General features: G+C 63.2%; 12 protein-coding genes. 5 read left to right on the plus strand and 7 right to left on the minus strand.

Annotation, left to right across the window (positions count from 1 at the left end; translation table 11 throughout):
- Nucleotides 1–16 precede the first annotated feature (16 nt).
- Both RS897_RS26305 and RS897_RS26310 read right to left on the minus strand, forming a co-directional pair.
- Entirely contained in the window at nt 17–1,210 is a 1,194-nt protein-coding gene (locus tag RS897_RS26305) for an ABC transporter substrate-binding protein (RefSeq protein ID WP_407654303.1), read from the minus strand.
- A 34-nt stretch (nt 1,211–1,244) separates the two neighbouring features.
- Nucleotides 1,245–2,234 (minus strand): NAD(P)H-dependent flavin oxidoreductase, encoded by a 990-nt coding sequence (locus RS897_RS26310; RefSeq protein ID WP_315831641.1) that lies wholly within the window; start codon nt 2,232–2,234, stop codon nt 1,245–1,247.
- A gap of 141 nt (nt 2,235–2,375) precedes the next feature.
- Here RS897_RS26310 and RS897_RS26315 point away from each other — a divergent pair, with 141 nt between their 5' ends.
- Together RS897_RS26315 and RS897_RS26320 are read left to right on the plus strand one after the other, a co-directional pair.
- Nucleotides 2,376–3,266, plus strand: a complete 891-nt coding sequence (locus RS897_RS26315; protein WP_315831642.1) for a LysR family transcriptional regulator — start codon at nt 2,376–2,378, stop codon at nt 3,264–3,266.
- An 83-nt stretch (nt 3,267–3,349) separates the two neighbouring features.
- Entirely contained in the window at nt 3,350–3,946 is a 597-nt protein-coding gene (locus RS897_RS26320) for a class I SAM-dependent methyltransferase (RefSeq protein WP_315831643.1), read from the plus strand.
- 28 nt (nt 3,947–3,974) lie between these two features.
- On the opposite strand, the gene RS897_RS26325 is transcribed toward RS897_RS26320, so the two are convergent.
- Both RS897_RS26325 and RS897_RS26330 read right to left on the minus strand, forming a co-directional pair.
- Nucleotides 3,975–5,147 carry an acyltransferase family protein gene (locus tag RS897_RS26325; RefSeq protein WP_315831644.1) on the minus strand — a complete coding sequence of 391 codons (1,173 nt, stop codon included), beginning with the start codon at nt 5,145–5,147 and terminating at the stop codon, nt 3,975–3,977.
- Between the two features lie 176 nt (nt 5,148–5,323).
- Nucleotides 5,324–5,686, minus strand: coding sequence for a DUF427 domain-containing protein (locus RS897_RS26330; protein ID WP_315831645.1), 363 nt, complete (start codon nt 5,684–5,686; stop codon nt 5,324–5,326).
- 217 nt (nt 5,687–5,903) lie between these two features.
- Between RS897_RS26330 and RS897_RS26335 the strand changes: the two genes are divergently transcribed.
- From RS897_RS26335 to serA, 3 genes are all read left to right on the plus strand, one after another.
- Nucleotides 5,904–6,140, plus strand: a complete 237-nt coding sequence (locus RS897_RS26335) for a BolA family protein (RefSeq protein ID WP_315831646.1) — start codon at nt 5,904–5,906, stop codon at nt 6,138–6,140.
- A 40-nt stretch (nt 6,141–6,180) separates the two neighbouring features.
- On the plus strand, nt 6,181–7,371 hold the full coding sequence (locus RS897_RS26340; RefSeq protein WP_315831647.1) for a low temperature requirement protein A: 1,191 nt from the start codon (nt 6,181–6,183) through the stop codon (nt 7,369–7,371).
- A 190-nt stretch (nt 7,372–7,561) separates the two neighbouring features.
- A complete protein-coding gene (gene serA / locus RS897_RS26345; RefSeq protein ID WP_315831648.1) occupies nt 7,562–8,827 on the plus strand; it encodes a phosphoglycerate dehydrogenase in 1,266 nt (421 codons plus the stop codon).
- Here the strand turns inward: serA and RS897_RS26350 are convergent.
- The 3 genes from RS897_RS26350 to egtB form a co-directional block, all read right to left on the minus strand.
- Nucleotides 8,824–9,807 (minus strand): hypothetical protein, encoded by a 984-nt coding sequence (locus tag RS897_RS26350; RefSeq protein WP_315831649.1) that lies wholly within the window; start codon nt 9,805–9,807, stop codon nt 8,824–8,826. The two genes, serA and RS897_RS26350, sit on opposite strands and share 4 nt — an antisense overlap.
- A 199-nt stretch (nt 9,808–10,006) precedes the next feature.
- On the minus strand, nt 10,007–10,999 hold the full coding sequence (gene egtD / locus RS897_RS26355; protein ID WP_315831650.1) for an L-histidine N(alpha)-methyltransferase: 993 nt from the start codon (nt 10,997–10,999) through the stop codon (nt 10,007–10,009).
- Nucleotides 11,000–11,140: 141 nt separating this feature from the next.
- Nucleotides 11,141–12,424, minus strand: coding sequence for an ergothioneine biosynthesis protein EgtB (gene egtB / locus RS897_RS26360; RefSeq protein WP_315831651.1), 1,284 nt, complete (start codon nt 12,422–12,424; stop codon nt 11,141–11,143).
- Nucleotides 12,425–12,500 lie beyond the last annotated feature (76 nt).

The following is a 12,500-nucleotide window of genomic DNA, read 5'->3' on the forward strand; positions in this document are numbered from 1 at the left end:
TTACCTCATCATCTCTTTACCGATCATCGAGCAATCCGCTCAGCGCCGTCCAGCTCTTTCCATCAAAGCGGCGCAGCCGCAATTGCTGGAACGGCAGATAGTCATCGGAGCCGGTCGTAACCGCAACATCCGGCAGCAGCAGGGGCAGGGTCACCGCGCGCAGCGACGTCGCCTGGCGCAGCACATTCTCGCGGCTGAGATCGTCACCGCAGGCCCGCAGCACATGCACCAGCAGCCGCGCGTTGACGTACGCGGTCGCATAGTTGGTGTTGCGCTCGTCCCCGCTGGGCAAATATTGCTTCAGGAACGCGAAGTATTCCTTCACGTCCGGGTCGTTGGCCCACTGCTCGTCGAAAATGTCCTTCTGGTAGCTGGAGGTGACCAGCCCGGCCGCGTTGGCAAGGCCTGCCGGCTCCAAAAATGTGATCGACGATGCGGAGGTCGGAACATAGACCGCGTCGGGCTTCCAGCCGATTTCGGCCATGCCCTTGATCAGCTGCGAGGTGAATTTACCGAGCACGACGCCGAACACGATGTTGGCGCCGGAGCCTTTCAACGCTGCGATCTGCGAATTGATGGTCGGCGCGCTCGATTCATAATTTGCCTCCGCGACGATCATGCTCGCGGCCTTGCTGCCGAGCGCGCGCTTGAAGCCCGCCACATAGTCGCGCCCGAAGTCGTCGTTCTGCGACAGGATGGCGATCTTCGCATCCGGTCGCGCCTGCAGGATGTGCTTGGCATAGACCACGCCCTCGGATTCGTAGGTCGCCATGCCCGGCATGGTCCAGGGGAAACCTTTCGGGTCGGCCCATTTGGTGGCGCCGCTCAGCACGAACAGCTGCGGCACCTTCTTGCCATTGAGATAACGATGCACGGCGTTGTTCGTCGCGGTTCCCAGCGAGCCGAACATCAGCAAGACTTCGTCCTGCTCAACCAGCTTGCGGGTCTGTTCCACCGTCTTGGGCGGCGAATAGGCGTCGTCGAGACTGATCAGCCTGATCTTGCGGCCGTTGATGCCACCCTCGGCGTTGATCTTGGCGAAATAGGCCTCCTGGGCGCGGCCGATGGCGCCGAAGCCGGACAGAGGCCCGCTGTAGGGCAGGGTCTGTCCGATGCGGATCTCCTCCTTGCCGGGGTCGGCGCGTGTCGCGGTGGCGGCAGACGCCACCATCAAGCCAAGCGCAATCGCGCGCAGCGCTGCTGCTCTCATGTCGTCCTCCCCTCAGAACCGTGTTGTTGTTGTTTTATTCGGCTGCTTCGAGACGCTGGCTGCGCTGCAGGAAACTGCTGCCGGCTTCAGCGAATTCGCCCTTCAGCCGCTCGACCAGTTCAGCCACCGGCGGCGAGTCGATGATCTGGCCGATACCCTGGCCCGATCCCCAGATGTCGCGCCAGGCTTTGACCTTCATGTTGCCGCCGGAGCCGAAGTTCATTTTCGACTTGTCGGCCACTGGCAGGTTGTTCGGATCGAGGCCGGCGGCGGCGATCGAGGGTCCCAGGTAATTGCCGTGCACGCCGGTGAACAGGTTGGTGTAGACGGTGTCGTGGGCGGCGTGCTCGGTCAGCGCCTTTTTGTAGGCGGGATCGGCGTTGGCTTCTTCGGTGGCGATAAAGCGGGTGCCCATGTAGGCGAGATCCGCGCCGAGCGCGAGGGCGGATGCGATGCCCCAGCCGTCGGAGATCGCGCCGGACAACAGGACGGTGCCCTTGAACCACTGCTTGACCTCGCGAACCAGCGCGAACGGTGAAATCGTCCCGGCATGTCCGCCGGCGCCGGCGCAGACCAGGATCAGGCCGTCGACGCCTTGCTCGGCAGCCTTGCGGGCGTGCTTGACGTTGATGACGTCGTGGAACACCACGCCACCGTAGGAATGCGCGGCTTCGACGATCTCGGACGGCGGCCGCAGCGAGGTGATGATGATCGGGACCTTGTGCTTGACGCAGGTCTCCATGTCCTGCATCAGCCGGTCGTTGGAGGCGTGGCAGATCTGGTTCACCGCATAGGGCGCGACCTTCTTGCCCGGATGTTTCGCCTTGTAGTCGGCGAGCTCGTCCTCGATCCGGGTCAGCCACTGGTCGAGCATCTCGACGGGGCGCGCGTTGAGGGCGGGAAACGAACCGACGATGCCGGCCTTGCACTGGGCAATCACCAGCTCCGGCCCCGACACGATGAACAGCGGTGAGCCGATCACCGGCAGTTCCAGCGTTCCTTTCAGCGACGCGGGCAGCGACATGGTTCCTCCAAGGGTTTTATGAGGGGTTGTCGAGTCTTGTTGCGGCGCACTTTAGCGCTTGACCCGCTCCCGTCTCTGTTCGATTTTGTACAGCTCTATCTCCAGAATTGAACATGCAGGATTGAGCATCGAGGTGTCGGAATGGACTGGGATCATTGCCGAACGTTCGCCGCCGTCGCCGAAGCGGGCAGCTTTCTCGGAGCCGCCCGGCTGCTGCGGGCGAGCCACCCCACCGTCGGGCGGGCGGTGGCGTCGCTCGAGGCGCAACTCGGGACCAAGCTGTTCGCCCGCTCCAACGATGGCCTCGTGCTGACACCGCAGGGGCAGCGCTTTCGCGAGCATGTCGAGGTGATGGCGGCAGCGGCGCTGCGCGCGGAAGCTGCCGTTTCGGCCAAAGGTCCGCGTGCGCGGGGCGTGGTCAAGCTGTCGATCGGGCCGACGCTCGCGGCCTACTGGCTGATGCCGCACATGGAAGCTTTCCTGCAGACCCATCGCGACATCGAGGTCGAGCTGGTGACGCATCCGTTTCCCGTCAGCGTGCGCCGGCGCGAGGCCGATATCGTGCTGCGGGTCTACCAGAGCGGCGACGAAAACCTGGTCGGCCGCAAGATCGCCCGTCTCGGGGTCGGCTTCTATGCCTCGCGCGACTACGCCGCGCGCCATCCGCTGCCCGAGCACAAGGATGACTGGAAGGATCATCGCATCGTCGGCTTTGCCGACAAGGCCTCCAATGCCGAACTCGGGCGCTGGAGCGACCATGTGGCGCGCCACGCATCGGTGGTGATGCGGTGCTCGTCGCAGGCTGACATGCTGGCGGCGGTGCGGGCCGGGATCGGCATCTCCGTGATGTCATGCATCGTCGGTGACGCTCATCCGGAGCTGATCCGTGTCGCGCCGGACAAGCTCGCCGGCAGCTCGGACACCTGGCTGCTGGCGCATCCGGATCTGGTGGATTTGCCGGCGATGCGCGCGGTGATCAACTTCGTCACCGAGTGCGCGCGGCTGGACCGCGAGCGCTTGCGCGGGGCATAGACTGGACGACGGCCTGGAGATCGTCGATCATGCAGGACCGACGATCTCGCACGCCAGTCGCAGTGAATGAAGGCCGACACCACATGACCATTCCCGGCTTCTTCAAGGGGACCGGCATGCCTGCCCCGGGCTGGTGGGAGGCGCTGTGGCCGGAGCCGGCCCGGGTCATCACGGCGATGGGAATCGAGCCGGGGATGACCGTCGTGGACCTGTGTTCCGGCGATGGTTGGTTCACGCTGCAGCTCGCGCGAATTGCGCGGCATGTCATTGCCGTCGACATCGATGATATGCTGATGGCGACGTCGCGCACCCGTCTGCAGGAGGCGGGCATGATCAACTGCACCTGTGTCGTGGCCGATGCCTACGACCTTGCTAGGGTGGTCGGCTCGCCGGTGGACCATGTGTTTCTGGCAAACGTCCTGCACGGGGTGCCAGACCAGCGACACTTGGTAAGACTTGTCCGCGATGTGCTAAAGCCGGCGGGACTGTTCGCGGTGGTCAATTGGCATGCGAGGCCCCGCGAGCAAACCGTGGTATTGGGAGAGCCGCGGGGGCCGGCGACCGAATTGCGAATGACGCCCCAGCAGACGATCGAAGCGATCGAACCGGCTGGGCTTGCGCTTCAGGCACAGAGTGAAGTTTCTCCCTATCACTATGGCCTTGTATTCCGGCGCTTCTGACTCGCGTGGTGCGGACTCCGGTCGGCCACTACAGGATCCGCGTTGCGCCCGGGATCCGCCGCAGTGTGGCAGTGATGATCCAGCTTAGGCCCAGCGTGCCGACGAACACGATCAAGACCTTTGCGATCGCCGGCAGCGGTGCGTTCAGCAGCGAGAACTGCAGCCACAGGCAGAAGATGTAGTGGAAGATGTAGATGCCGTAGGCGTCGCCCCGCAGCGGATCGAACAGGTTCTTCTCGCCCTGCGCGAAGCGCAGGAACAGCGCCAGCACCGCGATGCTGATGGTCACGCACGCCAGCGCATAAACCACGCCGTAGCTGCTCTGCCACCAGAATGGCGGGGCGCCCGGCAGGTTGCTGAGCCGCATCCGTCGGAAATTGATCAGGATCGTCAGCAGGCCATAGGAGGCGGCGGCCGCGACCACCCAGACATACCAGCGTAGCGCCAGATTGCCGGCCTTCGCCAGCAAACCGCGGTCGATGTTGGCGGCGCCGACACCCATGCCGGCCAGGAAGAACACGCCATAGATCACCACCCGGCTGGCCTGCACCTGCAGCGGGCCGAGATTGAACCAGCGCACGGCACCGAGGTGGAAGAGCAGCGGGACATAAGCCACGACGGTGGCCGCGAACAGCACGCCGACAAACAGTACGGGCCGCGAGAACGACGCGATCGACAGCCGGTTGATCGCGTCGACCAGTTTCGGTGCGAACAGGAACACCGGAATGGCGAGGATATCCAGCAGCAGCAGGAACCAGATGAACCAGGCCGGACCATCGAACCAGATGCCCTGCTTGAAATTGCCCAGCCAGAACTCCACGAAGCCGGCCTTTGAGTCGGTCAGCCGGAACGAGGCGTAATAGGCGATCGGCATCAGGATGAAGATGCAGGCCAGGAACGGCACGCCCAGGCGCAGCACGCGGTCGCGCAGGAAATGTCCGATGCCCTTGCGCTGCAGGCTTGGCCAGACGAACAGGCCCGAGAGGAAGAACATCAACGCCATGAAGAAGGCGTCGTTGAACAGCGTCAGCGCGTTGAAGCCGATCCATTTCTGGGAATCGACGATCGGGGCGGTCGACCACAAATAATGGTTGGGGTAGAAGCGGCCGAATGCGGTGTAGGCAACCACCGAATGGTTGATCAGCACCAGCACAGTGATGAACGTTCTCGCGCGATCGAGCGCCGCGTTACGGTCAGACATTTCGGATCGACGCCCCCAGCTTCTTCCCGCTCAAGCCTAAACGTGATCCGGACAAGCGGCTATCGCTTTTCCGGACCACTTCAAACCCGCATTGAATCAAATTCTAGCCGGTACAAGTCTAGGCGACGCAATTCTAGATGACATGGGCCGGAAAGTCGAAAGCCTCGCTGGGGACATCAGCCCGCCAATTCCTCGATCGTCACCTTGTCGGGATAGAAGGCGAGGTGCCCGGCGATCTGGCCCACCGCGTCATAGGGCTGCTCATAGGTCCAGATGACGTTTTCGAGGGTCTTGCCGCCGACGGTGATGCTGAAGTAGTTGGCGTCCCCCTTGTAGGGGCAGTGGGTGACATGGGTGGTACGGGTCAGCAGCGCCATATTGGCGTCGGTGCGGGGGATGTACTGCACGGCCGGATAGGACGCTTCCTTTAGGCTCAAGGCCTGGCCGGTGTCGGCGACCGTCGTATCGGACGCGGAGACCCGGACACGCTTCGGGTTTGACGTGATCGTGATGGGATGGTCGGGACCTGGAATTTTCATGACATTTGCCTGTTGCTGGGGAAACTTCCTGTCGCGGGATAACGCTGTCGCAGGGCATTTGGCGGGCGGCATTTGGACACAGAACCGGATATAGTGCGGGGATACCGACTTGGAAGGCGTGACGCGGGCACCTGTTCAAGGTAAATTCGCACGTCAAATTTGGCGGCGACCGAGCGGCATCCAGCCGCGAATCGCAAGCGTTCTGGAGACTTCATCAATGCCTATGGATGCGCGGGATATCGAGGCCATGATCAAGGCCGCCATTCCCGACGCGGAAGTGACGATCCGCGATCTCGCCGGCGACGGCGATCACTATGCCGCCACCGTTCTCTCCGAATCCTTCCGGGGCAAGTCCCGGGTGCAGCAGCACCAGATCGTCTATCAGTCGCTGAAGGGACAGATGGGCGGCGTATTGCATGCGCTGGCGCTGCAGACCGGCACGCCCGAGAAGTGATTGTCGTCCGTGACCACGGCGGTCGGTGCGGGGTGAGGGCATGAGCGAGACGGCGCGCGCCTCGATGTTGCGGGAGCGCTCGTCGCACGGCCATGCCCGCGTCACCTATGTCGAGTTGTTTTTCGACCTGGTGTTCGTGTTCGCTGTCACCCAGGTCTCGCACACCCTGCTGAAGGATTTTTCGCCGCTCGGCGTGCTGCATATCACGCTGCTGTTCCTCGCAGTTTGGTGGGCGTGGATCTACACCTCCTGGGTCACCAACTGGCTCGATCCCGAACAGACCCCGGTTCGCATCCTGCTGTTTCTGCTGATGTTAGCCGGCCTCGTGCTGTCCACCTCGCTGCCGGGTGCCTTCGGTGCGCGCGGGCTGGTGTTCGGTCTCGCATTCGCGGCCATCCAGATCGGCCGCTCCGCATTTACGCTCTGGCTGATCCCGGCGTCCGAGCCGGGGCTGCGGATGAATTTCGTCCGCATCCTGATCTGGCTGTGCTGCAGCGGCGTGCTGTGGATCGCCGGCGGTCTTGCCGACCCGAACACGCGCCTGGTGCTCTGGGCATTGGCGCTGGTGATCGAATATTGCGGTCCGGCCATGCGTTTCCGGTTGCCTGGACTGGGGGCGACCTCGATCGACGACTGGAATGTCGAAGGCGCTCATCTGGCGGAACGCTGCGCGCTGTTCATCATCATCGCGCTCGGCGAATCCGTGCTGGTCACCGGGGCGACTTTCGCCGAACTGTCATGGACGGCGGAGACTATCACCGCCTTTGTCGCCTCGTTCGTCGGCAGCATCGCGATGTGGTGGATCTATTTCCACAAGGGCGCGGAGGCCGGCTCGGAACGGATCTCCGGCGCCGATGATCCCGGACGCATCGCGCGGCTGGCCTATACCTATTTTCACATGCCGATCGTTGCCGGCATCATCGTCTCGGCGGTGGCCGATGAACTGGTGCTGGCGCATCCCTCCGGCCATACCGAACTCAAGACCGTGCTCAGCGTGATCGGCGGGCCGCTGTTGTTCCTGGCTGGCACTCTGGTGTTCAAATGGACCATTCGCGGCCTGTGGCAGCTGTCGCACCTGGTCGGCATCGCAGCGCTGCTGGTGCTGGCGGTCGCGGGCAAGGAACTCTCGCCGCTGTGGCTGTCGAGCCTTGCCACCGTGATCCTGGTGGTGGTCGCGAGCTGGGAGGCGGCCTCGTTGAGATCGAAGCCGGAACCGGCCGGCAGCCTCTAAGCGTTCTCTCCTGATGAATTGGGTCATGAATTGAAGCCCTGAGCCATGGATGGTCGCGGGGTGATGATGTATACACCCCGGACATCAGGGAAAGCTTGAATCGAGCCAACTCGATAGCCGTTGAACCGGCTGGCATTTTCGTCTTTATCGCCGGTCGACTGCTCATCTCACGCCGAAGGACGCCGCGACCGTGCCCGACAATTCCACCTCATCCCAGCTCTCGCTCTCGAAAGACAAGATCCGGGTTCTGCTGCTCGAAGGTGTCAACGACAGCGCCGCGCAGATCATCGAGACCGCGGGTTATTCCAGCATGACGCGGCTGTCCAAGGCGCTGGAGGGCGAGGCGCTGACGGACGCCATCAAGGGTGTTCACATCCTGGGAATCCGGTCGCGGACGCAGATCACTCCTGAGGTTCTGGCGGCTGCCGACCGTCTGATCGCGATCGGCTGTTTCAGTGTCGGCACCAACCAGGTGGAGCTGGACGCGGCGCGCCGGGACGGGGTTCCTGTTTTCAATGCGCCGTTCTCGAATACGCGCAGCGTGGCGGAATTGGTGATCGGCGAGATCGTCATGCTGCTGCGCCGTGTCATCCCGCGCTCCGTCGCGGCGCACGACGGCCGCTGGGACAAGTCCGCGAACGACAGCCACGAAGTCCGCGGCAAGACCTTGGGCATCATCGGCTATGGCAATATTGGATCGCAGCTCTCATACCTCGCGGAAGCGATGGGGATGCGGGTCATCTTCTACGACCACACCGACAAGCTGCGTCACGGCAACACCGAGCCAGCGAGCAGCCTGCACGAGCTGTTGGCGCAGAGCGACGTCATCACCCTGCATGTGCCGGAAACGCCGGCCACTCATGGCATGATCGGCCGCGCGGAAATCGAGGCGATCAAGCCCGGGGCTTACTTCATCAACAACAGCCGCGGCACCGTGGTCGACCTGGATGCCCTTGCGGACGCCTTGCGGAATGGAAGGCTCCGCGGCGCGGCCGTCGACGTTTTCCCGGTCGAGCCGCGATCCAATGCGGACCGTTTCGTTTCGCCGCTGCAGGGGCTGGAAAACGTCATCCTGACGCCGCACATCGGCGGCTCGACCGAGGAGGCGCAGGAGCGCATCGGCGCCGAAGTCGCGCGCAAGCTCGTCGATTACAGCGACACGGGGTCGACCATGGGCGCGGTCAACTTTCCGCAGGTCCAGCTGCCGCCTCGCCCGGAGGGGACGCGGTTCATCCAGGTGCAGCGCAATCTGCCGGGCATGCTCGGACGGCTGAACGAAGTGCTGGCCCGCCATGCGGTCAACATCGCCGCGCAATATTATGAAACCTCGGCCGATGTCGGTTATGTGGTTCTGGACGCCGATGCGTCGGCCGCGGACAGCCAGCGTGTGCTCGCCGATATCCGCGCACTGGAAGGCACGATCCGCGCGCGGCTGCTCTACGAGCGGAAGATCTAAATGTGTCGTCGCCGGAATTGCGCTGAGCATCGGCGCAGCAGCCGCGCCAGCGGCAGCACGGCCCGCAGGCTGAGCGGTGCGGAGGATAGCTGGAGATGATGAATCAGGCTGAACAGCTGTTCCTGTGAAGCTTGCAGGGCGTGCTCGCGCGTGTCGGCGCTTTCGACCAAGACCGACACGCGCTCTTTCAGCACGTTCTCCTGCTCCATGAGCGCGTCCAACTGTTCTTTGAGCGTGTTCAACTGCTCTGTCAGCTGGTTCATCTCGATGTCCCGAGCTTGAGCAAGCCGCTGCATCGCATCTTGCTGCTCGCCGGCTCTGCGCCAGATATCCTGGCTTTCGACGGCCGGTGTCACGATTTCGCCGATGAAGCTCGTACCGGTCATCCGCCCGTGCGGCGGAAACGGCATGGCATCGGAAAAATGCCCGTAGCTGTCGTGGCAGATATAGTCGTCACGGATCAGGGGAAAGATTATCTCCGACATGAACTGGTCGTTCTCACCCTGCAGGCTGTAGCGTCCCCAGGAATCCGTCAGGTTGCGCATCTGTGGAAACGTGTTGCCGGTCGCGCCCCACATGCCGCTCAGCATGCGTCTGCCATGAGCGGCGCTGTCGCGCATCACATGAACGGATTTGTCGGACCTGATCCAGTCGTCGACGGCGGCTGCCTCACGCGTGTTGAGCCGGGAATCGACATCGCGCACGATGAAGCGTTCGATGCCGGTCTCGGCCGCAACCCAGAACCGCCAGTACCGGCCGTACATCGGACCCAGGCGCGGCGCTGCGACCCGCAGGATTTCTGCCTGCCGTGCACGTAACGCGCTGACGACATCGGCGGGTGTCGTTTCGTCCACATAGAAGCGCACCGTCCAGCCCGGGTAGAGATGCGTCGCCAACTCTGCGTTGGTGATGGCGCCATCGGTATAGAGCGGGAGGTTTCCATACAGACTGAAACTGATGATCCTGCGTGGGGTCGACAATCCGAGCAAATCTCCGCGAGCCATTGAAAAGCTCGAACGCTACTATGCGTCTCGGGGGAGCACAGGCAATCGTTTCCGGCGCGTGTCGGTGCTGGATCGCGCTGCAAATGCAGCATTTGCACGAAATGAGAGCGTGTTTGTGTCCAGCGGTTGCGCTGCGTGCGTGTTGCAGCCGCTGGACGAATTTTCGTCGCAGGTGTCAGGTGCCTTGGGTTTCGCCGGCCCGCAGCGCATGCACCGAGAACATGTTGTCCGCGTCGGTCCATGACTCGAGTGGGGTCCAGCCGGAGCCGCGCGCCAGTGCGCCGAAGCGGTCCGTGCTGTATTTGTAACTGTTCTCGGTGTGGATGCTTTCACCGGCGCGGAACGTGATGCTGCGCCCGAGCAGTCGCACGGTCTGCGCCCTGCGGCTGATCAGATGCATTTCGATGCGATAGCGCTCGCGATTGTAGATCGATCGGTGGGTAAAGCCGGAGAGGTCGAAATTGGCGCCGAGCTCGCGGTTGATGCGCACCAGCAGATTGAGGTTGAAGCGTGCAGTGACGCCGGCCGCGTCGTTGTAGGCGGCGCGCAACACCGCCTCGTCCTTTTCCAGGTCGATGCCGATGATCAAAAGCGCGCCGTCGCCGAGAATGGCGCGGGCGCTGCGCAGGAAGGCGCAGGCTTCGTGCGGCTCGAAATTGCCGAGCGTGGAGCCCGGAAAGAAGCCGACCTTCGGCATCGCCTTGACGTCATCGGGCAGGTCGAACGGCGTGGTGAAGTCGGCGACCACCGGATGGATTTTCAGCCGCGGATAGTCGCGCCGCAGCTCGGCCGCCTGTCCGTTGAGGAAGTCCCCGGAAATATCCACCGGCACATAGGCGCCGAGCCGTGCACCAAGATCGTGTTGCTGCAGCAACAGGCGCACCTTGGTGGTGGCGCCGGCGCCGAATTCGATCAGTGCCGCGCCATCAGGAATGATGTCGGCGATCTCGCCGCCGCGGGCGCGCAGGATGCCGAGTTCGGTGCGCGTCGGATAATACTCCGGCAGCACGGTGATCTGCTCGAACAGCTCCGACCCCGCGGCATCGTAGAAATACTTCGGCGATAGATATTTCGGTTGATGCGTCAGGCCCGCGATGACGTCGGTGGCGAACGCGCTTTCCTTCTCAAGGGGGCTGGCGACGGCCATCGCGCTGGAATGCATATTCATCGGAGTCTCCCAAAAGGCGCGCCCGCGCCGTCATATTTTCTCGTAACGGTGTGCCAAAAAGTGTCAGCATGTTCTGCCAAAGGACATCGGCGCCGTTCTTTCCATCAAGCGCGTCTGCAACATCATTTTCCGGATCGTGCTTTAAACGCTGTAATCGGCAAGCCGCAGTCCGGTGAATTGCCACCGGTGATGCGGATAGAAGAAGTTGCGATAGGTGACGCGGGTGTGTCCCTCAGGTGTCGCCAGCGATGATCCCCGCAGCACCAGCTGATTGACCATGAACTTGCCGTTGTATTCCCCGAGCGCGCCTTCGATGGCGCGATAACCGGGGTAGGGAGCGTAGGCGCTGCGAGTCCATTGCCAGACGACGCCGAAAGCATCGTTGAGCTGACCGGCGCGGGCGGCGACCTCCCATTCCATCTCGGTCGGCAGGTGCCTGCCGGCCCAGCGCGCGTAAGCGTCGGCCTCGTAATAGCTGACATGGCAGACCGGGGCCTCCAAATCGACTGGCCGCAAGCCGCCGAGCGTCATGACCTGCCAGGCGCCGTCGATCTGCCGCCAGTGGCCGGGGGCGTCCCATTCCTCATTGGTGGCGGCGGCGAAGCCGTCCATCAGCCACAAGCTCGCCTTGCGGTAGCCGCCATCGGCCATGAAGGCCAGCCATTCGCGGTTGGTGACGAGGTTGCGCGCGAGCTTGACAGGTCCGACCAAAGCGCGGTGCGCCGGCTTTTCATTGTCGAAATGGAAGGTGTCGGCCTGGTGTCCGATGCTGTGGATGCCTTCGGTCAGCGTCACCTCGGCCTCGCCATCGCGATGTGTAGTCGGGAACGACCAATCGGTGTCGTAGGTCGGGGGGATCGGGTTGCAGGAGAAGGCATGCAGGATGTCGGTCAGCATCAATTCCTGATGCTGCTGCTCGTGATTGAAGCCGACTTCCATCAAGGGCGCGACTGTCTCCAGCGTGGCCTTATCGGCGCTTTCGAGAAAACGCACCACGGCGGTGTCGACATGGCGCCGGTAGGCGGTCACGTCGTCGGCCGAGGGGCGGGTCAGCAGCCCGCGATGGTTGCGGGCATGGCGGGGCCCAGCGGAGACGTAATAGGAATTGAACAGGAAGGCGTAGTCCGGATGAAACGGGGTGTATCCGGGGACGTGCTCGCCCAGCAGGAATTGCTCGAAGAACCAGGTGGTGTGGGCCCGGTGCCATTTCGCCGGGCTGGCGTCGGGCATGGACTGCACCCCCTGGTCCTCGGCGGACAGGGGGGCGGCCCGGCGTTCGGTCTCATCCCGGACGGTCTGGAAGGCGCATACCAGATCCCCGGCGGGGCCTGCCAGCTCCCCGGCGGGGCCGGCGCGCAATTTGGACGGGATTTGGGCGGGAGAGGCGACCTGGGAGGTGGCGGCGGTCGAGGCTGCTTTCGTCACGCAGAACTCCAATTTGGGAGAAGAACGTCGCTGTTCAGGATCGGTTCCGCAGAATAGCGTCCCGAGAGATAGGGGC

The organism is Bradyrhizobium prioriisuperbiae, assembly GCF_032397745.1.
Taxonomy (GTDB): domain Bacteria; phylum Pseudomonadota; class Alphaproteobacteria; order Rhizobiales; family Xanthobacteraceae; genus Bradyrhizobium_A; species Bradyrhizobium_A prioriisuperbiae.